The organism is Neobacillus sp. SuZ13 (assembly GCF_030123365.1).
Lineage (GTDB): Bacteria > Bacillota > Bacilli > Bacillales > Cytobacillaceae > Neobacillus.
On record NZ_CP126107.1, the window covers coordinates 2913707 to 2940506 of the forward strand.

At 37.8% G+C, this 26800-nt stretch carries 28 protein-coding genes, 3 pseudogenes and 1 riboswitch; of the genes and pseudogenes, 26 read left to right on the plus strand and 5 right to left on the minus strand.

Annotated features, from left to right (window positions below):
- Positions 1-3: 3 nt before the first annotated feature.
- The 15 genes and pseudogenes from QNH17_RS14195 (at position 4) to QNH17_RS14265 (ending at position 11816) form a co-directional block, all read left to right on the plus strand.
- Positions 4-297, plus strand: coding sequence for a BMC domain-containing protein (locus tag QNH17_RS14195; protein WP_144555092.1), 294 nt, complete (start codon positions 4-6; stop codon positions 295-297).
- 19 nt (positions 298-316) lie between these two features.
- Positions 317-946: pseudogene (locus QNH17_RS14200) on the plus strand (phosphate propanoyltransferase); the annotation flags it as partial.
- 242 nt (positions 947-1188) lie between these two features.
- The gene (locus QNH17_RS14205; RefSeq protein WP_283879276.1) at positions 1189-1464 is read left to right on the plus strand and encodes a EutN/CcmL family microcompartment protein; all 276 of its coding nucleotides are present in this window, start codon (positions 1189-1191) and stop codon (positions 1462-1464) included.
- 3 nt (positions 1465-1467) lie between these two features.
- The gene (locus tag QNH17_RS14210; RefSeq protein ID WP_283879503.1) at positions 1468-1821 is read left to right on the plus strand and encodes a BMC domain-containing protein; all 354 of its coding nucleotides are present in this window, start codon (positions 1468-1470) and stop codon (positions 1819-1821) included.
- Positions 1822-1846: 25 nt separating this feature from the next.
- Positions 1847-2791, plus strand: coding sequence for a malate dehydrogenase (gene mdh / locus QNH17_RS14215; protein ID WP_283879277.1), 945 nt, complete (start codon positions 1847-1849; stop codon positions 2789-2791).
- Positions 2792-2929: 138 nt separating this feature from the next.
- Positions 2930-4333, plus strand: coding sequence for an ethanolamine permease (gene eat, locus QNH17_RS14220; RefSeq protein WP_283879278.1), 1404 nt, complete (start codon positions 2930-2932; stop codon positions 4331-4333).
- Positions 4334-4508: 175 nt separating this feature from the next.
- Positions 4509-4619: riboswitch (TPP riboswitch) on the plus strand.
- A gap of 145 nt (positions 4620-4764) precedes the next feature.
- Positions 4765-5760 carry an ABC transporter substrate-binding protein gene (locus QNH17_RS14225; protein WP_283879279.1) on the plus strand — a complete coding sequence of 332 codons (996 nt, stop codon included), beginning with the start codon at positions 4765-4767 and terminating at the stop codon, positions 5758-5760.
- A gap of 13 nt (positions 5761-5773) precedes the next feature.
- Positions 5774-6064, plus strand: a complete 291-nt coding sequence (locus QNH17_RS14230; RefSeq protein WP_283879280.1) for a thiamine-binding protein — start codon at positions 5774-5776, stop codon at positions 6062-6064.
- The gene (locus QNH17_RS14235) at positions 6064-6831 is read left to right on the plus strand and encodes an ABC transporter permease (RefSeq protein WP_283879504.1); all 768 of its coding nucleotides are present in this window, start codon (positions 6064-6066) and stop codon (positions 6829-6831) included. The genes QNH17_RS14230 and QNH17_RS14235 overlap by 1 nt, the downstream gene beginning before the upstream one ends.
- Positions 6828-7568 (plus strand): ABC transporter ATP-binding protein, encoded by a 741-nt coding sequence (locus QNH17_RS14240; RefSeq protein WP_283879281.1) that lies wholly within the window; start codon positions 6828-6830, stop codon positions 7566-7568. Before QNH17_RS14235 ends, QNH17_RS14240 begins: the two co-directional genes overlap by 4 nt.
- Positions 7565-8332 carry a TatD family hydrolase gene (locus QNH17_RS14245; RefSeq protein WP_283879282.1) on the plus strand — a complete coding sequence of 256 codons (768 nt, stop codon included), beginning with the start codon at positions 7565-7567 and terminating at the stop codon, positions 8330-8332. The genes QNH17_RS14240 and QNH17_RS14245 overlap by 4 nt, the downstream gene beginning before the upstream one ends.
- Before the next feature lie 257 nt (positions 8333-8589).
- Positions 8590-9741: a class I SAM-dependent methyltransferase gene (locus QNH17_RS14250; protein ID WP_283879283.1), complete on the plus strand. Its 1152-nt coding sequence runs from the start codon at positions 8590-8592 to the stop codon at positions 9739-9741.
- Between the two features lie 300 nt (positions 9742-10041).
- Positions 10042-10500: a spore germination protein gene (locus tag QNH17_RS14255; protein WP_283879284.1), complete on the plus strand. Its 459-nt coding sequence runs from the start codon at positions 10042-10044 to the stop codon at positions 10498-10500.
- Positions 10501-10504: 4 nt separating this feature from the next.
- A complete protein-coding gene (locus QNH17_RS14260) occupies positions 10505-11605 on the plus strand; it encodes a GerAB/ArcD/ProY family transporter (protein WP_283879285.1) in 1101 nt (366 codons plus the stop codon).
- Positions 11606-11621: 16 nt separating this feature from the next.
- Entirely contained in the window at positions 11622-11816 is a 195-nt protein-coding gene (locus QNH17_RS14265; RefSeq protein ID WP_283879286.1) for a hypothetical protein, read from the plus strand.
- Here the strand turns inward: QNH17_RS14265 and QNH17_RS29890 are convergent.
- Positions 11803-12338: pseudogene (locus QNH17_RS29890) on the minus strand (lysozyme family protein). The gene QNH17_RS14265 and the pseudogene QNH17_RS29890 overlap by 14 nt on opposite strands.
- Positions 12339-12602: 264 nt before the next feature.
- Between QNH17_RS29890 and QNH17_RS14275 the strand changes: the two are divergent.
- The 6 genes from QNH17_RS14275 (at position 12603) to QNH17_RS14300 (ending at position 17783) form a co-directional block, all read left to right on the plus strand.
- A complete protein-coding gene (locus QNH17_RS14275) occupies positions 12603-13016 on the plus strand; it encodes a MerR family transcriptional regulator (RefSeq protein WP_283879287.1) in 414 nt (137 codons plus the stop codon).
- 25 nt (positions 13017-13041) lie between these two features.
- Entirely contained in the window at positions 13042-13737 is a 696-nt protein-coding gene (locus QNH17_RS14280; RefSeq protein ID WP_283879288.1) for a zinc metallopeptidase, read from the plus strand.
- An 83-nt stretch (positions 13738-13820) separates the two neighbouring features.
- Complete coding sequence (locus tag QNH17_RS14285; protein ID WP_283879289.1) at positions 13821-15131, plus strand: hemolysin family protein; 1311 nt, start codon at positions 13821-13823, stop codon at positions 15129-15131.
- A 523-nt stretch (positions 15132-15654) separates the two neighbouring features.
- Positions 15655-16389, plus strand: coding sequence for a cation diffusion facilitator family transporter (locus QNH17_RS14290; protein ID WP_283879290.1), 735 nt, complete (start codon positions 15655-15657; stop codon positions 16387-16389).
- 70 nt (positions 16390-16459) lie between these two features.
- Positions 16460-17065, plus strand: a complete 606-nt coding sequence (locus tag QNH17_RS14295; protein ID WP_283879291.1) for a YitT family protein — start codon at positions 16460-16462, stop codon at positions 17063-17065.
- Between the two features lie 331 nt (positions 17066-17396).
- Positions 17397-17783 carry a GNAT family N-acetyltransferase gene (locus QNH17_RS14300; RefSeq protein WP_283879292.1) on the plus strand — a complete coding sequence of 129 codons (387 nt, stop codon included), beginning with the start codon at positions 17397-17399 and terminating at the stop codon, positions 17781-17783.
- A 310-nt stretch (positions 17784-18093) separates the two neighbouring features.
- Here the strand turns inward: QNH17_RS14300 and QNH17_RS14305 are convergent, their stop codons facing one another.
- Positions 18094-19776 (minus strand): Ig-like domain-containing protein, encoded by a 1683-nt coding sequence (locus QNH17_RS14305; RefSeq protein WP_283879293.1) that lies wholly within the window; start codon positions 19774-19776, stop codon positions 18094-18096.
- Positions 19777-20202: 426 nt separating this feature from the next.
- Between QNH17_RS14305 and QNH17_RS14310 the strand changes: the two genes are divergently transcribed.
- The 3 genes from QNH17_RS14310 (at position 20203) to QNH17_RS14320 (ending at position 22976) form a co-directional block, all read left to right on the plus strand.
- Complete coding sequence (locus QNH17_RS14310; RefSeq protein WP_283879294.1) at positions 20203-20451, plus strand: hypothetical protein; 249 nt, start codon at positions 20203-20205, stop codon at positions 20449-20451.
- A 215-nt stretch (positions 20452-20666) separates the two neighbouring features.
- Complete coding sequence (locus QNH17_RS14315; protein ID WP_283879295.1) at positions 20667-20912, plus strand: hypothetical protein; 246 nt, start codon at positions 20667-20669, stop codon at positions 20910-20912.
- Between the two features lie 327 nt (positions 20913-21239).
- Complete coding sequence (locus QNH17_RS14320; protein ID WP_283879296.1) at positions 21240-22976, plus strand: phospho-sugar mutase; 1737 nt, start codon at positions 21240-21242, stop codon at positions 22974-22976.
- Between the two features lie 48 nt (positions 22977-23024).
- On the opposite strand, the gene QNH17_RS14325 is transcribed toward QNH17_RS14320, so the two are convergent.
- The 3 genes from QNH17_RS14325 to QNH17_RS14335 are packed head-to-tail and all read right to left on the minus strand — an operon-like array spanning position 23025 to position 23945.
- Positions 23025-23294 carry a Rossmann-fold NAD(P)-binding domain-containing protein gene (locus QNH17_RS14325; protein ID WP_283879297.1) on the minus strand — a complete coding sequence of 90 codons (270 nt, stop codon included), beginning with the start codon at positions 23292-23294 and terminating at the stop codon, positions 23025-23027.
- On the minus strand, positions 23276-23503 hold the full coding sequence (locus QNH17_RS14330) for an NAD-dependent epimerase/dehydratase family protein (RefSeq protein ID WP_283879298.1): 228 nt from the start codon (positions 23501-23503) through the stop codon (positions 23276-23278). The genes QNH17_RS14325 and QNH17_RS14330 overlap by 19 nt, the downstream gene beginning before the upstream one ends.
- A complete protein-coding gene (locus QNH17_RS14335; protein ID WP_283879299.1) occupies positions 23463-23945 on the minus strand; it encodes an NAD-dependent epimerase/dehydratase family protein in 483 nt (160 codons plus the stop codon). Before QNH17_RS14335 ends, QNH17_RS14330 begins: the two co-directional genes overlap by 41 nt.
- A gap of 191 nt (positions 23946-24136) precedes the next feature.
- On the opposite strand from QNH17_RS14335, the pseudogene gmd reads away from it, so the two are divergent.
- A pseudogene (gene gmd, locus QNH17_RS14340) lies at positions 24137-25224 on the plus strand (GDP-mannose 4,6-dehydratase).
- Between the two features lie 13 nt (positions 25225-25237).
- Positions 25238-26620, plus strand: coding sequence for a sugar phosphate nucleotidyltransferase (locus tag QNH17_RS14345; protein ID WP_283879300.1), 1383 nt, complete (start codon positions 25238-25240; stop codon positions 26618-26620).
- Positions 26621-26800 lie beyond the last annotated feature (180 nt).

The following is a 26800-nucleotide window of genomic DNA, read 5'->3' on the forward strand; positions in this document are numbered from 1 at the left end:
ACAATGGCTAGAGAATTAACTGCATTAGGAATGGTAGAAACAAAAGGTTTGGTAGCATCCGTGGAAGCAGCAGATGCAATGGTAAAGGCAGCAAACGTCCATTTAGTCGGAAAAGTACATGTGGGCGGCGGGCTTGTAACGGTTCTTGTACGCGGAGATGTAGGTGCGGTTAAAGCGGCAACAGAAGCAGGCGCAGCAGCAGCAGAACGTGTTGGTGAACTATTATCTGTTCATGTCATCCCACGTCCGCACAATGAATTAGAGAGCATTTTACCAAAATTAGAAGTGGAAGTATAAGAAGTAAGGAGCCAGTTCGATGAATGAACAATCTATTCGAACAGTTGTTGAAGAAGTGATTCAGCAATTGTTAAAAAAGGACTCCAAACCCAATACAATCCCGATGGCTGTCTCTGCGCGCCATTGCCACTTAAGTCAAGCTGATTTAGAAACGCTTTTTGGCAAAGGGTATGAGTTAACGAAAAAAGCGGACTTGTCTCAGCCTGGTCAATTTGCGGCTAATGAAACGGTGGTCATTGTCGGACCAAGAGGAAGCATTGAAAAAGTGCGTATCCTCGGTCCGGCCCGTTCTTTAACACAAGTGGAAGTCAGCAGAACAGATGCAGTAAAGCTTGGGTTAAACGCACCGCTAAGGGAATCGGGCAATATTGCTGGTTCAGCACCGATTACTCTAGTAGGGCCCAAAGGAAGTATTTATAAACATGAAGGACTGATCATTGCCCAGGCTCATATTCATATGAACCCGGAGGATGCCGCTAATTTTGGCGTAGAAAACGGCGAGTATGTACGAATCCGAACAGAAGGGGAACGCCCGGTTTCGCTTGAAAGAGTGCTGATTAGGGTTTCACCGAGATATCGGCTTGAGATGCATATCGATACCGATGAAGCCAATGCCGGGTTTATTACAAGCGGTCAGGCTGGTCTTCTTGTCAAGGGTGGGGAGCCTTTAGTAAAACCCTCGCCTGTGAGCACTCACGTAGCACCTGAACAAAAGGCACCAAAAGAAGTTCAATTTCAAAAAAATCTCTTAACCAAAAGAGATGTGCAGGCATGCCAGTACGAGATGATTTCGGTTCGGAAAGGCACCATTGTGACTCCAATGGCACGGGATGCCGCAAGAGAGCTGAAAAAAACCATCCGGATTATGGATTAGTTTAAGGGGATGATTTTTTGTTAGTTGGAACGGTGATTGGAAATGTGTGGGCGACAAGGAAGGAAGAAAATCTAACAGGATTAAAATATTTATTTGTCCAGCCGGAGCTTCCATCCGGGGCGCCGATCCTTTCACCGTTTATTGCGGTGGATCGGATTGGTGCCGGAGTCGGAGATAAAGTGATGGTCACAACGGGAAGTGCGGCGGCAAATATTATCGGTGAGCCTAGACTGCCGATTGATGCGGTCATTATTGGAATTATCGATTCTATTGATGTAGAAGGAGGTGCGTAAATGATGTCAAAAGCCTTAGGAATGATTGAAACAAGAGGGCTGATTGCCTCGATCGTTGCTGCAGATGCAATGGTGAAAGCAGCGGATGTACGTTTAGTTAAAAAAGAAAAAGTGGATGCCGGACTCGTTTCGATTTTAGTAGAAGGAGATGTCGGGGCTGTCCAGGCAGCGGTCGATGCCGGAAAGTATGCAGCTCAAAGTGTCGGGGTGCTGGTTACTGCGCATGTGATCCCGCGACCGGATGAGGGTGTAGGGCAAATGTTGGCACAGGCGCCGAAAAAGGGCGAGGAGAAACCAAAACCAGCAAAAAGGGGTCAAAGAGCAAAACAAGATGAGCCTCCAGCACAAACAGAATAATTTTTAAAAGAATGGAGGAAGAAACATGGCTTTCAAACGTAAAAAAATTGCAGTGATTGGTGCAGGATTTACGGGTGCAACAGCTGCGCTGATGATTGCACAAAAAGAATTAGGAGATGTCGTTCTGGTTGATATCCCATCTCAAAACGATCCGACCAAAGGGAAGGCACTGGATATGCTGGAAGCCAGCCCCGTCCAAGGCTTTAATGCAAATATAACGGGTACCTCAGATTATGCGGATATACACGATGCTGACTTAGTGTTAATCACGGCAGGGCTGCCGCGGAAACCAGGGATGAGCCGGGATGATTTGGTTTCTACTAATGCAAAAATTATCGAGCAAGTCTCGGAAAATATTAAAAAATATGCGCCGAATAGCTATATTATTGTTTTAAGTAATCCTGTTGACGCGATGACCTATGTTTGCTATAAAACAACAGGTTTTCCTAAAAATAGGGTTATCGGTCAATCCGGTGTCTTAGATACTGCGCGTTTCAACACTTTCGTTGCACAGGAATTGAATGTGTCAGTGGAGGATATTTCAGGTTTTGTCCTTGGCGGGCATGGTGACGATATGGTCCCATTGGTTCGATTCTCTTATGCCGGCGGAATCCCGCTTGACAAAATTCTCCCGCCTCACCGAATTGAAGCGATTGTGGAAAGAACGCGCAAAGGCGGCGGCGAGATTGTCAGTTTGCTAGGTCAAGGCAGTGCCTACTACGCCCCGGCAGCTTCGATGGTCCAAATGGCTGAAGCCATTTTAAAGGATAAAAAACGAATCTTGCCATGTATTGCCTATCTGGAAGGGGAATATGGCTATCAGGATTTATATCTGGGGGTTCCGACGATCCTTGGCGGCGATGGGATTGAAACAGTCATTGAAATTGCGTTAACCCCTGAAGAAAAAACAGCCCTTGATCAATCAGCCCAATCTGTTCGGAAGGTTATGTCGATTTTGAAGACACAATAATATTGGGATAATATATCCTGTGAATCCTTCTACAATTCTATATTAAACTAGTAACACCTAGTTTTGGAATTAGTCATGTATGGGATATGGTTTTACTTTTATATTTCCAGGAGATTTATTTTGAAAGGGGAAGGGTTTATGGAGCAGGGAAACAACCATTTACAAAAAGCGCTTAAACCAATTCATCTCTGGGGTATTGCTGTAGGGATGGTCATATCCGGCCAATATTTTGGCTGGAACTATGGTTTTGAATCAGGAGGCACCATTGGCCTCGGAATTGCCGCACTGATTATTATGGTCTTTTATACAACCTTTATTTTTAGTTATTCTGAGCTTTCAACTTCCATCCCTCATGCCGGCGGACCGTCTGCATATGCCCGAAAGGCAATGGGGCCGTTTATGGGCTTTATTACCGGTTTAGCCTGTTTACTAGAATTCGTATTTGCCCCTCCAGCGATTGCGGTTTCTGTTGGAGCGTATATCAATTTCTTAATCCCAAGTATTAATGCCGTTTATGCAACGGTCGGCATGTTTATTTTATTTATTTTGGTCAACCTCATCGGTGTAAAAGGTGCGGCTATCATTGAGTTAGTGGCAACGGTATTGGCACTAATCGGTCTCTCGATTTATTACGTGGCCGGTTTACCTCATGTTCAATCATCCAATATATTTAATGATATGGCTTTTAGTCATGGTTGGTCCGGTGTTTTGGCAGCGATTCCATTTGCCATTTGGTTCTTCCTTGCGATTGAGGGGGGAGCGATGGCAGCAGAAGAGGTGCGCGACCCGAAGAAGGATATTCCAAAAGGATTTATTTCCGGTATTTTAACGCTTGGTGTGGCAACGATTTTAACCTTAGTCGTAACGGCAGGACTTGGCGGCGGTACCGGTAAACCGGCGGATTATCCACTTCCTCAGGCATTGGCAAGTATTTATGGAGAAGGAAGCTTTATTCCAAAATCAGTTGCCATTATCGGTTTATTTGGTTTGATTGCCAGCTTACACGGTATTATTATTGGTTATTCCCGTCAAACGTTTGCCCTGGCTCGTGCAGGATACCTGCCTAAGTTTTTGTCTAAACTTTCGAAACGCGGGGTGCCGCATTGGGGCTTGATTGTTCCTGGAGCGATTGGCGTGATCGCAGCAGGCTCAGCAAACTTTGCAAATGCGTTGATTATCCTTTCCGTTTTTGGTGCGATTACGATGTACTGCTTAAGTATGGTTTCGTTGTTTGTTCTACGTAAAAAGGAGCCAAATTTGGAAAGACCATTTAAAGTGAGCTATCCTGTAGTACCGGCAATTGCTTTAGTATTGGGTGTTTTCTCATTCTTCTGCGTGGTAAAATACAGCGTGTTAACGACAACTCTTCCATTGTTTGGAGTGCAGCTGCCTTTGGCGGGTGTGATTCTGACGATTTTTGGTGTAGCGATTGTCTACTATTTCTTAGTAGGATCCAAGAACCTTCGTCCAATGTCGGAGGAGTTTGTTTCCATTGAGGATGTGACTTCTGGAGAAACAGGGACAGAGGAGAGAATAGGATAACGTTCAATAGAAAAAGATGTTCCATTGGAGTGGGGCATCTTTTTGGTATTAGTTGAAATTTGGATACAGACCTTTGCCAATTTGAAGTAGGTTCATAGGTATACGGGAAAATACATAAAATAAGTTGGCATTGACTGCCTTGACTGATATAATAGGACAATGTTAAGTGAAATACGATGAAATGTGGGGGAACCGGTGTTGCCGGTTGAGATTTAGTCCGTGAGACTTATGACCCTTGGAACCTGATCTGGTTGATACCGGCGGAGGGAACATATTCTTAAACAAGTAATTGTTTGCTGATATGCACTCAGGTTTCTTTGCCTGGGTGCTTTATTTTGTTTAAGCAAGTTTTTGCCTTCTAACCGAACGGAGATTTCACTCTATTTCGTTTGTTTCACTTTCGATTTTATTTTAATTTTGGGGGATTCTACATGAAGAAATGGCTAGTACTAGTCCTTTCAGTCCTTCTAGTGACTGGATGCAGCAGCAAAAAAGAAACAGAAAACGCAAAAGGAAAAAAACAGCCGCTTAAAAAGGTCTCGGTTGTACTGGATTGGACGCCAAATACCAATCATACTGGATTATATGTAGCAAAAGAAAAAGGATTCTTTAAACAAGAAGGCTTGGATGTAGATATTATCATGCCGGGTGAGACCGGTGCTGACCAACTAGTAGCTTCTGGCAAGTCACAATTTGGTGTTGGCTACCAAGAAGCAATTACCCAGGCCCGTATACAAGGGGTGCCGCTCGTATCGATCGCTGCGGTGATTCAGCACAATACTTCAGGATTCGCTTCACCAGCTGGCAAACAGATTCAATCTCCGAAAGATTTTCAAGGAAAAACATATGGTGGATGGGGCTCGCCAGTCGAAAAATCTGTCATCACTTCTCTAATGAAAAAGGAAAACGCCGATGCTAATAAGGTGAAAATCGTGAACATGGGAGATACGGACTTTTTTACGGCTGTGAAACGAGACATCGATTTCGCTTGGATTTACTATGGGTGGACTGGTGTAGAAGCTGAGCTTCGTAATGAAAAAATTAATATGGTTTACTTAACAGATTACTCTGACAAACTGGACTACTATACACCTGTTTTAGAAACAAACGAGAAAATGATTAAAGAGAATCCTGAAACGGTTAAGGCGTTCGTAAAGGCTGCTGCCGAGGGGTATGAATTTGCGATTAAAAACCCTGATCAAGCTGCAGATATCCTAATTAAAGCAGCACCGGATTTAGATCCAAAGCTTGTCAAGAAGAGTCAAGAGTGGTTGTCTCCGAAATATCAGGATGATGCAAAGGATTGGGGAATTCAAAAGCAGGAAATTTGGGAAAATTATGCCCAATGGATGTATGAGAATAAGCTGCTTGACAAGAAATTAGATGCGAAAAAAGCCTTTACAAATGAATTTTTACCAAAACAATAGGGGGTAGAAAAATATGGCAGATTCATTAATCAGCATTCAAATCATCCCGAAAACAAAGAATGGAGAAGACGTCATTCCATACGTTGATGAAGCCATTAAAGTCATTGCTGACTCTGGTGTGAAATATGAGGTACACCCGTTAGAAACAACTATGGAGGGCGAACTCCACGAATTATTTACGGTGATTTCCAAAATGAATGAACGAATGATTGAAATGGGAAGCAAAAATGTCATTTCTCAAGTGAAAATCCTTTATCAGCCAACAGGCATTGCCATGGATGACTTAACGGAGAAATATCGATGATGAAGAAGAATCTTGTAAAAGGGTGGAGACCGATTTTGGTTCTCCTCCTTTTGTTTGTCATTTGGGAGATTGTCGTTAAAATAGCAGAAGTGCCGGAATGGCTTCTTCCGCCGCCATCAAAGATTTTCACTGAAGCCATTTCCGGCTGGGGTGATTTTTATCCTGATGTGTTTTCAACAGTTAAAATTTCACTGTTTGGATTTGTCGTGGGAGCATTCATTGGACTGGCGGTCGCTATTTTATTCCATCTGGTGCCTGTTTTAAGGGATTCTTTCTATCCATTGTTGATTTTATCGCAAAATGTTCCCATTATCGTTCTGGCTCCACTGTTGGTCATTTGGTTTGGGTTTGGATTATTGCCCAAAATGATTGTCATCACGCTTGTTTGTTTCTTTCCGATTACAGTCGCTGCTTTGGATGGATTTAGCCAAACCCCTTCCGAGTTGAAGCATTATATGAAAATGGCAGGTGCAACCAAAACACAGCTTTTTTGGAAATTGGAGCTGCCGTCATCACTGCCCTCGATTTTTTCAGGCTTTAAGGTTTCTGCCACGTATAGTGTAATGGGTGCCGTTATTTCTGAATGGCTTGGTGCTAAGCAGGGGATTGGTGTCTTTATGACATTCGCCTCGTCGTCTTTTCGAACGGATCGGGTATTCGTTGCCATTTTTACGATCATGTTCTTAAGCCTCTTCTTTTTCTTTTTCATCGTTTTACTAGAACGAAGAGTGGTCCGGTGGCAGCCGAAAGGGGATGAGAAAAAATGAGCTATCTTCGATTTCAACACGTTTCGAAACGTTTCGGGCAAAATGAAGTACTGAAAGACCTTGATTTTTCCATTCATAAAGATGAATTTGTTTCGATTATTGGTCCTTCAGGTAGTGGGAAAAGCACCATTTTCAATTTAATAGGAGGAATTCTTTCGCCAGATGAAGGGGAGATCCTATTAGACGGCCAATGCATTAATGGCAAACGTGGGTTTATTAGCTATATGCCTCAAACTTCTTCTCTTTTCCCGTGGAGGACGATTCTTGAAAATGTCCTTCTTGGCCAAGAGCTTCAGGGTAAAAAAGACGTAAAAGCAGCACGAGAAATGCTGGCGATTGCCGGACTCTCAGATTATGAAAACGCCTATCCTCACATGCTGTCTGGAGGAATGAAGCAGAGGGCTGCTTTTATCCGTGCCTTATTAAGCCCGCAAGAGGTGATCTGTCTTGATGAGCCTTTTTCCGCTTTAGATGAGCTAACCCGGTTTGAAATGCAGAAATGGTTAGTGGACATGTGGGAATCACATCGACGAACAATTCTTTTTATTACTCATAATATTGAGGAAGCACTGTATCTTTCCGATCGTGTGATGATGATGTCTGGTAAGCTAGCAAAAGTCGTTTCAAACATAGAGGTTCCTTTTGATAGGCCGCGGCACGAAGGGATTCTGCTGGATGAAAGCTTTATTCAATGCAAAAGGGATATATATTACCAATTAGTAGGTGAAGTCAAATGAAGATGATCGACGCTCATATCCATTTGGATCACTATCAGGATGAGGAAATCAAACGGATTGTATTGGATTCTGCCCATATCGAAGCTTTGATTTCTGTATCGTTTCATTTGGAATCCAGTAAAAGAAACCTTTTACTTTCACAAAAATATCAAAAGGTAAAACCTGCTTTTGGCTACCATCCAGAACAATCATTGCCTTCTGAAAACGAACTGAACGGGCTGCTCAATTGGATGGACGACCACTGTGACGAAATGATTGCTGTAGGAGAGGTGGGTCTGCCATACTACTTAAGGCAAGAGCAGGGGATTTCAATTGCTCCTTATCTTGAAGTATTGGAAGTGTTTATCAGGAAGGCGAAAATATGGGACAAACCGATTGTTCTTCATGCTGTTTATGATGATGCGCCTCTCGTTTGTGACCTTCTCGAAAAATATTCTGTTTCCAAAGCGCATTTTCATTGGTTTAAAGGGGATCAGAAAACAATAGACCGAATGATACGAAACGGCTATCATATTTCTATTACCCCTGATGTGGTGTATGAACAAGAAATCCAGCAGCTTGTCAGCATCTATCCTCTCGAGCTCATAATGGTTGAAACAGATGGACCTTGGCCATTCGAAGGTCCATTTGCGGGGAAAATGACCCATCCGAATATGATGGAGGAGTCCATAAGGAAAATTGCACTGCTTAAGAAGCTTTCCGCTGAAGAGGTTTCAGATGTCTTTCATCAAAACACAAAAAGGTTTTATCAATTAACATTTTGAAGCTGCCGATCAAACATTGGCAGCTTTCTTTATTTGTAAAAGTTTTTTATCTTCCCTGATTTCCACACTAGAGTAACATGCGTGTTCTAGCAAAAGACTGTCTATCAATGGGGATTCCTCCGTTGAGCAAAACACTTTATCTAGGAAAATCAGAAATTTTTTGAAAAAATAGCAAATTACTATTATAATAAAACTAACCATTTTTAAGACCAAGTCCTAATATGTAGTGACAATTTCAAATAAACTGGAGATAAAACATGTCAATCGAAACGAAACAAAGGAAACCAAGAATTTCTGCTTATTTTAAGACACTCGAAATCAAGGACTGTAAAAGCAAGCGGGGCTTTTGGAAGCACGTTACTGGAGTAGATTCAGTCTTGGCAGAGGAACTTGAACCACTTATATGCCGCAAAAAGCAGGGGAATATTTATGAGGTAAAGAATGGTACTCTGCCTTTCAGCTTGGCAGTGGAATCATGGACGAAGTCATTTCATAAGTCTTTCCTGACTTGGATAAACCAGCATAAACAACTAAAGCCAAAGCGAATTTTGGAAATCGGATGTGATAATGGATTGTTGGCATGCTGGTACGCTACACGGTATCCGGATGCGGAGATAATTGGAATCGATCAGTGTGGGAACGGAATTCGGTGTGCCAAAGAGTTGGCTAAGCACCTAGGTCTTACTAATGTGAGCTTTTATCGAATCGATTTTATAGATTTAAGAGAGCATTTTTTGCTAAACTCTTTTGATCTCATTATTTCTGTGCGGGCCTTTCATGAGATTATGGGACCTTTTTTCTTCCCAAAGTATTGGTCACTACCAGATTACTTGAAGGAAAATCCAACATATGGGGACAGTAAGTATTTACAAATAGTCGATGATTTGTTAACCGAAGACGGAACCTATATCTCTTGTGAGCGATTGGAAAACCCCGCAGATGTCGGGAAGTGGGCAAATTCGCTGTCACAAGCCAATCTCCAAGTCCAGTGGGACGACTGTGACATCATAGATTATCATGAGTTAGGAGCAAATAAGCGTTCTCCTATTATTGTAGCGACAAAAAGGCAGACTGGGATCACAACCTTAGAAGGTATGGAACACCTTTATACGAAAGATCATCCAATTGTATTAGAGTCCGGGAAATCCTACAGCGGGGCGGAAGCGGAGTTTGCCTATCACCGCTTGGGGGAGAAAACATTCAAATCAGGCCACTATCTGGATGTGCCCAACCACTGGCATATGTTTCGATTTGAAATTTGGGAGACCAGCAGTTTTCTGATTGTCTATAATTACGGTAATATGGGGCATCGTCATTTGGACATACTTCCTGCCGGTGCATACCTAGAGGCACGACTGCTGATAGCGGAGGCAAAGGAAAAGTTCAGTCACCTCGAACCAATTGTATAATACAACAGCCTGGAAGCACGTCCAGAAAGCTATTTTATACTTAATTCAAAGGCAATAAAGAAACTATTAGGTTTATATAAAATTAATTTGCAGAATTAGAAAGTCTACATGAAATTGTAGACTTTTTTTCACTCTAAAAATTCAAAAGGGGCAAGTGTTTATTCCTGATAGCAGGAAATATCTAGACTGGGGGTCTGACCCCGATTTTCACGAGTTTCAGGGGAAGGATTAGAATATTTTTCCTTAGACACTGCATACTAAAAATATAATTTAAAGCAATTGCAGATAGGGACGGAGTTGATGTCATATTTTCTAAAGTTTTTAAGAGGAAAGCGCTCTTCTCGGTTCCATCAAACAAGCAATAATTTAAATATGGAAGATGATGCCGTGGATTCTGATTTATCCCATAATACAGAGATACTCCAACAGGTATTTTCTCAGGCACCTGATTTAGTGATACGACGCTTTTCAATTAACGCTAGTAAATCTGATGCTGCTTTGGTTTATTTGCTCGGTTTGACGGTTAAAGATGCGATTCATAATCATGTACTGAAGCCATTGATGAGCAGTTACTTCGAACATGATAAGGGACTGCCCATTACAATAGGAGATGTAGAAGTCGTCGATAAGTGGGGCCAGATCGAAAGTGCGATTCTAGGTGGAGATAGCGTTTTATTGTTAAATGGAAAAAACACCGGGTATCGATTAGATACAAAAGGATGGCCGCAAAGACAAGGGCGAAATCGCACTAAAAGGTGAAACGATGAAGAAATATGCCTATAATGAAATCACGCTAATGCAGTATATTTTTTTGATTAATGGAACACAGGTGGGGACGGGAGTTTTATCTCTCCCGCGCATACTGGCAGAAAAAGCTGGAACCGATGGTTGGATCGCTATCATAATTGGCTGGTTGTGCTCAGTCTCTGCCAGCATTTTTTTAGTTAAAGCGGCTGCAAAACACCCTGAGGACACCCTTTACGAAATTCTAATACGTTTTTTCGGAAAAATACTGGGGAAAGTGCTCATCTCGGTTTATATGGTGTACTTTGCATTTTCCGCTTGGACCATTCTTATAAATGCCTATCTCTATATTAAGGCATGGTTTCTGCCTAAAACCCCTGATTATATCATTTTGCTATTATTTTCGATTCCGACTTTTTTAGTTGCCCGCAACGGGTTGCGCGTTTTAGGCAGGTACTCGGAACTATCTTTTTATATGGTATTGTGGATTCCTCTGTTTATATTGATACCGCTAAAGGATGGAAATTGGCTCCACCTCCTTCCTTTGCTTAAAGAAGGGTGGGGGCCGGTTTTATCTGCTGTGCCGACCACTGTTACTTCCTTTTTGGGATTTGAAGTAGCGTTCTTCTTGTACCCCTTTTTACAAAAAAAGCAGCATGCGGTGCTCGGAATTACGATTGCGAACACCTTAACGATGTTGTTTTATGTATTTGTAACGGTTATTTGCTTTACCTATTTTAGCCCCGATGGGATTATTGAGTTTAATCAACCAGTACTGAATTTACTTAAACTCATTGAATTTCGTTTTTTGGAGCGTTTTGACATGGTTTTATTGGCTGTTTATCTGATTGTTGTTTCCACAGCCTGGATGCCTTACGTATACCTTGCTCCGTTTTGTTTTAGTCAATTGCTTGGAAAACAGGATCACAGTAATTACGTGATTATTTTATTATTAATCATAATTGGAATGGTATTTTGGCTCGATCCTACTTGGATTGATTCAGAAAGGTGGCAGAAGATGGTGGTCAAAGGCGGGCTGGGATTGGCATTCGTTGCCCCGCCCTTCTTATGGGTTTATAGCTGGATATATGAAAAGTTCCGTCGGAGGGTAAGCCATTGAAAAGGAAGACACTGCTTTGCCTATCGCTTGTGCTATGATGATGACCGGATGCGTGGATCAAATGTATGTTGAAGATGTCACTCTGTCACTAATACTTGGTTTAGACTTGATTTTTGGGGTCCCGATAAAAGGGATCGATATAATCAATCCAATACTGGTAGCAAATGAAGTTTCCGGTAATGTGAGAGTTATCGAGATTAGTGAAAAATAAGTGGTAGAAGGTTAGTGAAATGTTCACTAACCTTTTTTATTATTTCGTTGGTTTGGACCAACATTATTTTTGTTAGGGTTATCTCTATAAAACAATGTTCGGCTACAAAGTCGATATAGCCTGGTCCCATATTATAGCTTTGTATAATAGTATTTAAATCGACTTGCCGTTTTGTACGTACTTATACATTTGGGAAAAATGGTAAACACCTTGTTTGATACTGATATGAAGATTTTCAATTTCATTTCTCTTAAGACCAGCAGACTCAGAAGATTGCATTGGATCATTTCCTTTTCCGAGACTTTCTTGATCCATAATTGCAATGAGAATGGGAGTAAACTCAGTTAAGTCGTAATTATTGAGCTCGTTCGAAATCTCAGGTTGATATTGAATAAGTTGTTTTTCCGTTGCTTTTTGCATATTTGTGCTATATTGCCAAAGAATTCCTAGAGCAGAAAATAAATAGAACAGGAAAATATATAGGATTTTCTTTTTTCTACTAATATTCATTAAAGCCTCCATCTAATTTTCCGAAGATAGTAATCTAGCTTTTAAAAGGTGTTCGTGCACCAATTTGAAACTTTTTTTAAAATGCATCGTATCTCATAATAACATTCTCAGAAAACTAGCATCAAAAGTAGAGCTTTTAAAAGATTTCTTAATAATTTTAGTGGATATTAGTTTATGATATCCTTTTTATGGCTATATAAACTGTAACGTTGACTGTATGGTTTGGGATGTGTTATAGTTATCAATTAATTAGGAAGGGGTGAGTAAGTTGGGAAGTTGTATCGAATTGGGGAAATAGCCAGTTTAATGAACATATCAAAAAGAACAATTGATTATTATACCCAACTTGGCTTACTAAACCCTGTAAGGACCGATTCTAATTATCGGCTGTATGGAGAAGATTCTATTCATATCTTGGAATTGGTTGATCACTACAAAACTCTTAATCTTCCACTTGAGGAAATTAAATCCTACATTAAAATGGTTCATTCAGAAAAGACAATAGATCATGAGAAAGTGGCAAAACATTGTGAACAGATTGCTGTTCTCATGGACCATCTTAAACAGGAAATCAAGGCAATGGAGCCTGTCCTACAAAAATTAGACAGAAATGAAAAAGAAATGCTCGTAAATAAACTATCCTTACAGGGTGTTACATTAGCTCAATCATTGTTATTATTATTTGCTTAAAAACATATTGAGGTGAATTTTTTAAATGTTATTCCATCCAATGGATATTTTGATTTTCATTGCTTTTGGATTATCAATCTGGGCACAGTTTAAAGTAAAAGGAAATTTTAATAAATGGTCGGAGATAGGAGTTTCCTCTGGGATGTCAGGTGCAGAGGTGGCTAGGAAGATTTTAGATTCACATGGGTTATATCATATCCCAGTCGAAGCCGTTCCAGGGCGTTTATCTGACCATTACGATCCTATATCAAAAGTGGTTCGATTATCAGAGGATGTTTATTATGGTCGTTCCATTGCATCAATATCGGTTGCTGCTCATGAAGTAGGGCATGCAGTTCAAGATAAAGAGTCTTATAGAGCACTAGTTTTAAGACATCGAATGTTCCCGATGGTGAATATTACTTCTGGTATAGCTCCATTCTTGTTGATGGGAGGTATTTTCCTTCACCAAACTTCACTTATTGGACTTGGTATTATTCTCTTCTCAGCAGCAGTTGCTTTCCAAGTCATAACTTTGCCAGTTGAATTTAATGCTAGTTCTCGTGCAAATGAATATTTAATCGCAGAAGGAATCATACGACAAGATGAAGAAAGAGGAGTAGAAAAAGTCTTAGGAGCAGCTGCTTTGACTTATGTAGCAGCAGCACTGATTTCTGTTCTTGAATTATTAAAATTTGTGATGATTTTCTTTCAAGGAAATAATGAAGAACAAGAAGATTAACAATATCATTTAAAGTATTAACTAAATTTTTTAAACAACCAGGAGGTGTATTCCTCACTTTATAACAAAAAGTGAGGAGACTATTGATAATTATTAATTTGATTGTAATAGCAATTCTAATTGCATTAACCGCATTTTTCGTATCATATGAATTTGCTATTGTAAAAATCCGTAGTACACGAATTGATCAACTAGTTGCTGAAGGAAATAAAAATGCCATCGCTGCTAAAAAGATTGTATCTAACTTAGATGAATATTTATCAGCATGTCAGTTAGGTATTACGGTAACAGCATTAGGTTTAGGTTGGCTAGGTGAACCGACGGTAGAGCATATCCTCCATCCATTGTTGGTCAGCTTGAACCTACCTGAGTCTGTTTCAACTATTGCTTCATTTATTATTGCTTTTGCATCGGTTACTTTTATTCACGTCGTAGTGGGAGAACTTGCACCTAAAACTTTGGCTATACAAAAAGCAGAACTGGTCACATTACTTCTTGCTAGACCAATGATCCTTTTTTATAAAGTAATGTATCCTTTTATTAAAGTACTCAATGGCTCTGCTCGATTAATTGTCGGGATTTTTGGATTAAAGCCTGCTTCTGAACATGAAGCTGCACACTCTGAAGAAGAACTTCAATTGATCATTACTGAAAGCTATAAAAGCGGGGAAATTAATCAATCTGAATTTAAATATGTGAACAACATTTTTGAATTTGATGATCGAATTGCAAAAGAAATCATGGTTCCACGTACCGAAATTGTTGCCTTTGATAAATCTCAAATGTTAGCAGAATGTCTTGAAATCGTAAAAAACGAAAATTATACCAGATACCCAGTTATCGATGGTGAAAAAGATAACATAGTCGGTATGGTCAATATGAAAGAGGTTCTCACGGATTATATTATCAACAAGAAACTAGAAACTCCAATCGAACATTATGTACGCCCTGTCATCCAGGTGATTGAATCAATTGCCATACACGATTTGTTGCTTAAAATGCAGAAAGACCACATTCATATGGCTATCCTAATGGATGAATATGGCGGAACAGCTGGATTAGTAACAGTGGAGGATATACTTGAGGAAATTGTCGGTGAAATTCGTGATGAATTTGATGCCGATGAGGTTAATGAAATCAATAAGATTAGTGAAAATAAAACCATCGTGGATGGGAAAGTCCTAATCGAAGAAGTGAATGATTTATTCGGACTTGATCTAGATGATACGGATATAGATACCATCGGTGGTTGGATATTGTCACAAAAAATGGATATTGCCGAAGGCGAAAAACTTTATCATGGCAATTATGAGTTTAAGGTGATTAAGGTAGACGGCTACCATATCAAGTCATTAGAAATAGTAAAAACTTCAAATCAAGAAGCGCATGCTTAATGATAAATCCCTCTTTATTAAGAGGGATTTATTTTATTACAATTAGCTTATTGATTGAAATAAACTGACAAATAAGCAATGAATAATGTCGAATTGGAATGAGTCTCTTTACGTTTGTTAGATTCTTAATTCAATCAATGGACGAGTATATTTTTGAATCAAATAGTTTGTCTATTTTGGATAATGATCGTGATTACTTAGATTAGGCTGCGTTGTTATTTTTATCGAAAATTAAGACGGAACTCTCAAAGTAACGAAGGAAAAAAACTTAAGAGCCTGAAATATGCAAGTATTTATTCACTTCTTGTATATTTAGGCTCTTTTTTGCATTCATAGAACAAACTGCTATATTTTACTGCGGAATACATCCTCTTTAAGTTAGACGGATTTTACATAGTAAGGTCCATAAAATACTTTTTTTCTTTTTTGAATCTTAATAAATTAATAAAAGTCATTTTTATCAATATTTCCTATTTGTTTTGGGGAACTATAAGAAATGAATTGGGGGAGGTAACCAAAGAATATGGAAATTAAACAGGTGATTAAGTACATAAAAAATGGTAACCAATCTTCAGCATTAGCTATGACAGGAAATATGCTTATTGCTGTTATAGAGTTTATAGCTGGAGCAATTAGTGGAAGTGGAGCCATGTATGCAGCTGCCATGCACTCTTTAGGGGATGCAGTGAACCAAGGTTTCATTTTTATGGGCAGTGTTTTATCACAAAAAAAACCGACAAAACGATTTCCAAATGGATTTGAATCCTTGAACTATATTTTTAGTATAATTGCCGCATTGGTTGTCTTAACTATGGCAATTGAAACGATAAATGAGGGATGTCATTTAATATGGCACCCTTCTGAACCAAGTAGAGGTCTACTCATTAACGTTTTGATTTTAGTTCTAAACCTCGTTATTGATGGAGCCGTCTTAATAAAAGCTATGAAAGAAATTAATGAAGATTCTAGGGTAATTGAAAAAGGATTTAGATTAGTGCTTCAATCTTTTAAAAATGTGAGTAAAGCGGCTCCACCAACAAGGTTTATCTTCTTTGAAGATCTTGTTTCGGTAACAAGTGCTCTGTTAGCAATGATTGCAGTAGTATTTACAGCCATTACCCAAATTCATTTTTTAGATGGAGTTTTTACTGTGATTATCGGATTATTAATGCTTTGGGTATCTTTTCGAGTGGGTTACGACAATATTGTAGAACTAGTTAGAAGTTCTGCGATCATGGACAACCAATACCATGACTGAACAGAAGAAAATACTTTTATCTCAAATGAAAGACTGTTTAGTGTCCATTACTATGGAGTGATAAGTAAGCATGTATATTCTAAAAAAGATGTTTGCAGTAATGCTTGGAAGTTTATTGTTATCAATTGGGATTAATTTCTTTTTAGTTCCATTTGAATTACTTGACGGTGGAATAATCGGTATAAGTTTGATTATTAAGTATTTAACAGGAATGAAACCAGGGCTAGCAATTATATTTTTGAGTATTCCTATATTTGCCTTAGCTTGGTTTTATAACAAACGTTACTTTTATAATAGTCTCTCTGGAATGTTGTTTTCATCAATTGTTATTGATTTGTTATCTTCTTCACGAGCTTTTATACCGTTACATATCCCTCCTGTTTTTAGCTCTATATTAGGTGGTATATTTGTTGGTTTAGGTATTGGGATCATGCTTCGCCATGAAACAAGTACAGGAGGGACAGACTTATTAGCACAATTTTTATCGAAGATATTTAAAATTAATGTTGGGATAATGATATTTATTATCGATGCATTGGTTATTTGTCTAGGAGGATTGTTACTTTCTAAAGAGACTTTTTTATTATCAAGTCTGACAATTACAGTTGTAGGCTTATTTACAAGCTTATGTACTTGGAATGATGAACGGACAAAAATAAAAGACCAGTTAACATAATTGTTTTTTTAAGTATTAAAATCATCCATTTGTTAGACTTTCCCTTCAGTTGGAAGGTATTTGTTACATGGTTGGGATCCGACTGGAGAGACACAAATAAATTGGTAAATACATATTTAGTATCTAAATATGAGTCAGCAGAATTTTTCTGAATTTTTGTAATTAATTTGTAATAAAAATTCAATCGGTTTGTAAATCTCTTTGTCCATTTGTATGGTACATTGTTCGTAGTATGGAATTAAGTTTTATCAATATGCGTGCATTATTTACAAAATAAAACAGCAATCCTTGAACAGTCCAACAATCAATTTCAATTAAATGAGGAATTATTATGCTGATACGTTATAAAAAAAGTTATAAAAAAGTAGCAATGGGCTTATTATCTTTTATGCCAAATGAGAAAAATCTGCAAAGGCTTCAATCGACTATGAACCTTTATGAAACGGCACAAGACCACCAACTCTTTTTATGGAGAGAGGATGAAGGGCTTGTTGGATTAGTTGGGGTTTTATTTGTTAATGAACATCTAATGCAAATTCAACATATTACTCTTAACCCATCTCATCGAGGCCAAGAGCTTGGTAAAAAAATGATAATGAACCTAAAAGAACTTAATCCTGATATTCTTTTTATTCCTCATGATAATACAAAGGAATTTTGTGGTAAATACGACATAAATAATTCTTTTAATACCAGATGCTCAGATACTTCAGCGTGACCATAATAACTATACATAAAATCAAAAAAGTAGTGATTATTGACATGATTAACCACTACTTTTTTACTCACAAATATAGGGCAGTATCCCTTTGAATACTTTGTCTTTTAGCTGAAATTACATAGATAAAGGCAATTATGATCTGTTTAATGATAATTGCGAATAAATGGCTTCAAAAATTAAACTGCCTCTTTCTAATGCAGTAGTATCATCAGGATTTGTTAAACGATTTCCAACGCCAATTTCATATCCAGATTGCCTTAAAAAATACGAAGCAATAAGAGATCCACTTCTTATCGCATCGTATTAATTATTTTACGACCTTAATCGTACGGTAGTTTTTATTACCAGCTTTATCAATAACGTAAACCTTTAAATATGTTTTAGCTTTCTGAGTTTTTATAGGTACTGAAAATTTGCCATTTGAATAAACAGACCCTTTGCCAATAAGTGTACTTCCTCTATAAATTTTCACTGCTGCGTATTTTTCGGCGCTTCCAGTTACAGTTTTAGATTTAGAAGTGACTTTATTAACACTTTGAATAACTGGTGGCGTCTTATCAACGACTTTTAAATTCTTCGGTGCACTTACATTTCCTGCTTTATCGGTAGCAGTTACACTAATTGTTGTTCCGGTTTTTTGCTTCGAAATCGTAAATTTGTAGATGCCACTAGATGCCGCTGTTGTGCTTTTTTGGTACTTACCGTTGATTGATAATCTAACTGTTGATCCAGCTTCAGCTTTCCCTGTTACAGTAGTCGAAAGATCTGAAACACTATTCATCGATGGTGTAACAGGTCTTGTTTTATCAATTGTAAACGTAATTGTTGTTGTGTTACTCTCTTCATCTTTCACAACTAACGTGTATTTCCCTTCTTTTGTAACTGTAGCGCCATTTTTGAAAATAGCTCCATTTAATAAGGATGTACCTTCATCAAAAGTAATCTTTACATCTTTATTATAATACGAATTTTTTTTAACTCCAGTTACAATTGGAGCAACGAAATCTTTCTTTTTTGCTAGATAAGCAGATGAGATATAACCTGATAATGCTCCATCAGCAGATTTAACTGGGAACCAAACATAGTGCTTTTCATTATAATCTGTGCTACCTAGTTTAGTGTATTCAAAATCTCCAGTGATAATAAAGCTCTTATTTAAAGGTTGTTCACTAAACTTAGAATCTTGGGTAGGCTGCTCTCTTAATTTCGTCTTATTTTCGGTAACTATTACAACGTCACCTTTTTTTAGCAAATAACCTGACTCATGGAGCCCATCGGTTAAAACATAGTCAAATTTATTAAACTTAAAAACTGTACTGTTATCTGTTTTGTAATCGAAATCATTATACTCAAATGGATACTGAGCTAAGTTGGTATCATTGTAAAAGCTTCCATCTTCAATTTTACTAAATACCTGATCTTGATATGTAGTCCAATTTCTAGCTCCACCTGTACGGAAAATTGGGCTGTTCGGTGGCACTAAGCCATTGTATGCCATGACAGGAAAATACCAGTTTTCAATGATTGCTCTTCCAGCACCCGCTATTTTAGGTATTCTAGGATCACTAGTTGGATTTTGTAATTTATACTTTGCATTTAAAATATTCAAACCTTGCTCGATATTATAAATAATATCGCTCTTAACTCTTTCAGGATCTGGAACAGAGTCAGTAACTTGCATAATGCCATAGCCTCTAATCTTAGCATTATCCGGAGCGTCAGAAACGACTTTACCGTAATCATCAAACTGCCTCCAAGCAGATTCTTGCTCAGCGACCGCTTTTACAACTTCAGGTGGTATATTCTTACTTAATGCTGCGTTTGTTAATAAACAATTAATTTGTTGATAAGATGGATTTTTACCTGTCTGAATATCACCCATTGACAAACATTTTGTAGCCCAATCCATTTCTTCTGCTGATGCTTTTCCAGCAACTAAACCAACAGAAAGAGTTGTTAATAAACCTAATTTTAATAAGATCGATTTCAATACTCCACTCCCTAATCTATGTAAATATTTGTCTATCTATCAATTGTATCATAAATAGTTTGATATCTTTTTATTTCTTAATCAATTAAAATTGTTGCACCTATAGAAATTGCGACAAACAGCCGTAGAGAACTTGAAGAAAGTGGACATAAGAATGCACGTCGTTTTTGGTTAATACCAGCTAATCCAAATGATTATGATGTTGAGGGGGCATTTAGTTATTATAATACGATAGACTGGAAGCGCTCCTACAACTATGAAAATGGCGATATTTTATTTATATCTGTATCCGGTAATGTTAGGAAAGTCCTTTATAAAGTGGAGGTAATAGAAGGTCTAGTACAAGATCGTCATATTACTTATGATAATACCTTCTGGTTAGATGAAGAAAAATATGAACAATAACAAGAATATGAGCGTTCACGGGTGAGATTGGTAGATGAGGTCAATACTCCTGACTTGTCTCTTGCTAAATTACGTGATCTTGGTTTAAAAGGGAATATTCAAGGTGCCATGAAACTTACTGGAGAATTGCGTGATTATATCATGTCTTTCTTTGAACATAATTTGACCGAAGGATACTATCCTGATGAAGTTGCTGGTACATTGGAGGAAGGGAAACGTAAATCAGTTAGTGTTAATATATATGAACGAAATCCAATTGCTCGTAAGTAATGTATGGATTATTATGGTGTTCAATGTCAGGTATGTGAAATGAACTTTGAAAATACATATGGGCAAGTAGGAAAAGATTTTATTCATGTCCATCACATTATTCCTCTAACAAAGCTTTGTTTGTTATGGCTGTGTCTTCAGACTGCTTATGATGTGTGGTGTAATAAATAGAAGAATGATGCTAGAACTTATGAATCAATGGATGGGGGATTTCAATGAAAGAATATGAAGAAATACAAGTAACAAAAAAAGTTCTGAAATCTATCACTTGCAATAAATGTGGGAAGTCTAAAGAAATAACTGACTTCGGCTTCGAACAAGATGAATTCCATTCCTTGAATTTATCTTTTGGATATGAGTCAGTTTTTGATGAAGAACGATGGAAATTTGACCTTTGTGAATCATGCCTCGTTGATTTTGTAAAAACTTTCAAATATTCACCTACTATTACTAATATCTAGCGTGTAATGTTTTTGGGTCAGACCCCCGGTGCTGTAACACTTAACTACACTGGGGTTCTGACCCTTTTTTTCCAATCTAGACGGTGGAGATTGACTCGAGAGCAGAATGTTTAATAACTAAAAATGTACGAATTGACCACATAACTTGTCCCTATCAAAATAAACACTTTTAGCATTTACTATATTGTTAACACGGAGCTCTGTTCAATTTTACGTTGTTATTGCTGCTAACACCCACTGCTTTTTTATACTCCTTAGATCTATTCTCTCTTGTTGTATATTTACATCTTTACTCAAAATGTATTTTCAAGAAATGAGGAATTTGCTTTGAGTTGGTTAGAACATGCAGAAAAATGGATATCCTTTAGTAACTTAGGTAAAGATTTAAAAGATAAATTGTTTGAATTAAAAAAAAATAAAGATTTACTTGAAGACTGTTTTTATAAACACTTAGAATTTGGTACCGGTGGTATGCGAGGTGAGCTTGGCCCGGGCATAAACCGGTTGAATATATTTACAATTCGCAGAGCTGCGGAAGGTCTTGCTATGTATATGGCAAAACAAGGTAACCATGCAAAACTAAATGGAGTAGTTATTGCTTACGATTCACGTCATAAATCGCCAGAATTCGCTTTGGAAGTTGCAAAAACAGTTGGTAAGCATGGTATTAAAGTTTATTTATTTGATTGGATTCGGCCAACGCCGATATTATCCTTTGCCGTTCGCTATTTACATGCATTTTCCGGAGTTGTGATTACTGCCAGTCATAATCCACCGGAATACAATGGTTTTAAAGTATATGGGGAAGATGGAGGGCAGATTCCACCTGAAGCGGCAGAATCTATCATCCAATATGTGAATTCCATAGAAAATGAGTTAACAATTGAAGTAGCAAATGAACAAGAACTTCTTTCAAGTGGATTATTAACGTATATCGGTGAAGAAATAGATCAAGCTTATATTGAACAATTAAAAAAACTCCAATTAAATCCTAAGATCGTTAAAAATGTAGCAAAAGACTTGAAAATAGTATATTCCCCGTTACATGGTACGGGAAATAAGTCTGTTCGTGCCGGGCTTGAGGCATTTGGCTTTGAAAACGTAACGATTGTTAAAGAGCAAGAGCATCCTGATCCGTACTTTTCTACCGTGAAATCACCAAACCCGGAAGACCACGCCTCTTTTACGTTAGCGATCCAATATGGTGAAAAAATCGATGCCGATATATTAATAGCAACTGATCCCGATGCTGATCGATTAGGCGTGGCTGTTAAAAACTGTGATGGGGAATACGTAGTTTTGACGGGAAATCAAATGGGCGCTTTAATGCTGGAGTATTTGTTATCTCAAAAACGGGCGAAGGGTGTTCTTCTTTCGAAAGGTGCCGTCATTAAAACCATCGTTACTTCAGAAATTGGCAAAGCTATAGCAGACCACTACGGAATCACGACAATCGATACCTTAACGGGATTTAAATTTATTGGAGAAAAGATTAAAGAGTTTGAACAATTAGGCATATATACATTCCTTTTTGGTTACGAAGAAAGTTATGGGTACCTGATCGGTGATTTTGTTCGTGACAAAGATGCCGTCCAAACGGCTGTTTTTGCGGCAGAAGTTGCTGCCTATTATAAATCCAAAGGGATGACAATGTATGAAGGTTTATTATCAATTTTTAATAAATACGGTTTTTATCAGGAATCACTCCAATCCATTACTTTAAAAGGAAAAGATGGAGCCAAACAAATTGGCAATCTGATGGCGAGGTTTAGAAGTGAACAACTAAATAAAGTCGCAGGAATCAAAGTAACAGTAATTGAAGATTACTTCACATCCATTCGAACTGGGGAAAATACTGCAACGATGATTAACTTGCCTCGCTCTGATGTGTTAAAATACCATTTGGAGGATGGCTCCTGGTTTTGCCTTCGTCCTTCCGGAACAGAGCCTAAAGCGAAATTTTATTTTGGAGTTAAAGGAGCATCCTTGGAAGATAGTCAAAAAAAGCTATCAATTATTCAAAAAACGATTATGGATAGATCGAAAGACCTACTAGGCATGTAGGGCATTATTCTTTCAAATCAAAAAAAGGGGAGTACTAAAGTTCGTGTTTTACTCTCCTTTTATATTGCTCCGATACCATTCGATTGTCATATCCAATCCATCGGATAAACTGGTTTTGGCTTCAAAGTCAAGTATATTCTTTGCTCTGGTAATATCAAGACATCTTCTTGGTTGGCCATCTGGTTTCGTTTGATCCCAAATGATTTCACCGGTAAAGTTAGTTTTTTCTGCTATTAATGATACTAAATCCTTTAATAAATATTTCTTCGCCTGTTCCAATATTAATAGGTTCTGCCCCGTTATAAATTTCGGCAGCACGCACGATTGCTTCTGCTGCATCTTTTTACATATAAAAATTCTCTTGTCACTTCTCCTGTTCCCCAAACAGTGATTGAATCTTGTTTTTTCTCCTTTGCTTCCAAACATTTTCTAATTAACGCGGGAATAACATGCGAAGATTCCAAATCGAAGTTTTCTCCAGGTCCATTATAAATTAACCGGTAATAAATAAATAGAATTAAAACCATATTGTTGCCTGTATGCTTGGCCTTGTACTAATAAAATTTTTTTTGCCAGACCATATGGGGCATTCGTTTCCTCCGGATATCCTTCCCAAATGTCATCTTCCTTAAAGGGAACCTTTGTATATTTTGGATAAGAACATATTGTTCCACAGGTTATAAGTTTTTCAACATTGTAGATACGGGAAGCTTCATATAAGTGAAGTCCCATGCTTAGGTTGTCATAAAGAAATAATGCTGGATTTTTTTTGTTTTCACCAATTCCTCCAACAGAGGCTGCTAAATGAATAACAATATTTGGCCTATTTTTTTCAATATATTTAAAACAAGCTTCCTGATTTCTTAAGTCAACGAACTTACTTCTTGGAATCAAAATATCCTTGCAATCTTTCGTTTTTAGAAGTTCTACCACATGAGTTCCAAGAAATCCGGCTCCTCCAGTAACCATAACTTTTTCCTTTGAAAAAACTCATTACTTCACCCCTCGTATACTAACCTCACAACTTATTTTATGCAGGGAAGGATCAAAAGTTTGTACCTATTAATTAAAAATTACTAAGATGATCGCCCTCACTTTTATAAGTTTTTTTCATAAATTATTTCTATAGTATCAAATTTTACAAGAAAAGGAACGATCAAATGGGGAAAACGGCCTTAATCACCGGTGTGACTGGACAAGATGGTGCATATCTTGCTAAATATTTGCTGGAAAAGGGTATACGGTACACGGACTTAAAAGGAGGAGTTCTATAGATAACACCCCTCGAATTAAACCTTTACTGTTGAATGAACATTTTTTTCTTCATGAGGGGGATATGACGGATTCTTTAAGTCTATTTCGGTTAATATCTTCCATTCAGCCTTCTGAAATCTACAATCTTGCAGCGATGAGTCATGTGCAGGTTAGTTTTGAATCCCCTAAGTTTACAGCTAATGTGGATGCACTGGGAACGCTAAGAATATTAGAAGCAGTAAAAATTCTAAACCTTGAAAATAAAACAAGAATTTATCAAGCATCGAGTTCTGAATTATATGGCAAGGTCCAAGAGATACCCCAATCAGAATCAACTCCTTTTTATCCAAGAAGTCCATATGCAGTAGCTATATTATACGCATACTGAATCACAGAAAATTATCGCGAATCTTATAATTTATTTGCCTGCAACGGAATTCTATTTAACCATGAGAGCCCCTTAAGAGGCGAAACTTTTGTTACGAAAAAAATTACAAAAGGGGTGGCCAGGATTGCAACCGGATTGCAAGATGTACTACTTCTTGGAAATCTGAATGCAAAAAGGGATTGGGGGCATGCATTGGATTACGTTAAAGCTATGTGGCTGATTCTCCAGCAAGACCGGCCGGATGATTATGTTATTGCCACAGGAATCACTACGGAAGTAAGGGAGTTTGTTAGATTAGCATTTTCGGAACTTGGAATTGAAATTTACTTCGAAGGTAATGGAGAAAATGAAAAAGGAATTGTGAAAAATTGCAGTAATCCTAGTTATCAATTGGAGCAGGGGAAAATCGTTGTTTCGGTTGATCCTAAATTTTATCGGCCTACAGAAGTAGATTTATTAATTGGAAATCCAAACAAAGCGCAAATGAAACTGGGATGGGCTCCATCCTACACATTAGACACGTTAATAAAGGAAATGATCCAAGAAGATGTAAAAGAAGCAGAGCGAATCAAACTTTTAAAACAACATGGTTATGAATACGATTAAGGGTAGGTGTATTATGAAAATTGTTTTACTATCAGGCGGGTCTGGAAAGAGATTGTGGCCATTATCAAATGATACCCGCGCAAAACAATTCTTGAAATTACTAAAAAACGTAAACGAAGAAGAGTCAATGGTTCAAAGGATTTGGAGACAATTAAGCTCCAAAAATCTTGAAAAGGCTTCCTATATTACTGCCTCAAAAACACAAGTCGATATTATTCGTAATCAACTTGGAGAACATGTTCCCCTTATTGTTGAACCAGAAAGAAAAGATACGTTCCCCGCAATTATATTAGCCATCACTTACTTACATTCCATACAAAAGGTATCTTCCAGTGAAATTATATGTATTGTACCAGTTGACTCATACGTAAAAGATGATTATTTTGAGACCATTGAGAGTTTGGAAACCATATTGTCACACTCAAATGCTAATCTGGCATTAATAGGTGCAAAACCAACTTATCCATCCGGAAAATATGGGTATATCATCCCTGAAAGTAAAGTAGTCTCAACATCTGGTTATTCCTATCAAACTGTTAAATACTTTAAAGAAAAACCTTCGGAAAAAGAAGCCGAGCACTTGATTTCACAAGAAAATGGCCTTTGGAATTGTGGAGTGTTCGCATTTAAAGTTGAATTTATCCTAAATTATTTACGAAAAAATGGGTTGCCGATCAATTATGAAGAACTTCTAAATCTTTACAGCACTTTCCCAAAAATAAGTTTTGATTATCAAATCCTTGAAAAAACCAATAACATTGTTGTTGTCGAATACAATGGACCATGGAAAGACTTAGGGACGTGGAACACTTTTACCGAAGAAATTGGACAGCCTATATTGGGAAATGCGATCATTTCCGACGAATGCAGGAATACCCATATTATTAATGATTTAGATATTCCCGTTGTCACATTGGGTATGGTGGATTCAGTCATAGCATGCAGTTACGATGGAATCTTAGTTGCTCAAAAAAACGAGAGCTCCAAATTAAAAAAATATGTAGAAACGATTAATCGGCGGCCAATGTTTGAAGAAAGAAGATGGGGCTGGTATAAAGTCTTGGATTATAGCAAATATAATCAATATGATGTTTTGACAAAAAAATTAGTAATCAACAAAGGAGAAAATATAAGTTATCAATATCATCAATTTCGTGATGAAGTTTGGACAATTGTTTCTGGACAAGGTATTTTCGTATTAGACGATAAAATAATTCCTGTTAAAACCAATGATGTACTCAAAATTCCTCAAGGGTCCAAACATAGTATTAAAGCGATTACTGAACTTGAAATAATTGAAGTACAGATGGGCAGTGTACTCGAAGAAGAAGATATTGTGCGTTTGTATATGGGCTGGGACGATATGGTGCAAGCCATAAAAAAAGAAGGTCAATGATTTGAACACTCATCATGGTGTTATATCCACCATTGGATAAGAAAGGCCGATTTGGCCATTCGATATTGAAATACATTTTTCTGAAAAGCAAAGACATATATCATGTAATAAATGATTTCGAAGAGTACAACCCTGTAACTTCATATGACTTGTATGAAAGGATCCCCTCACTAAAGATTA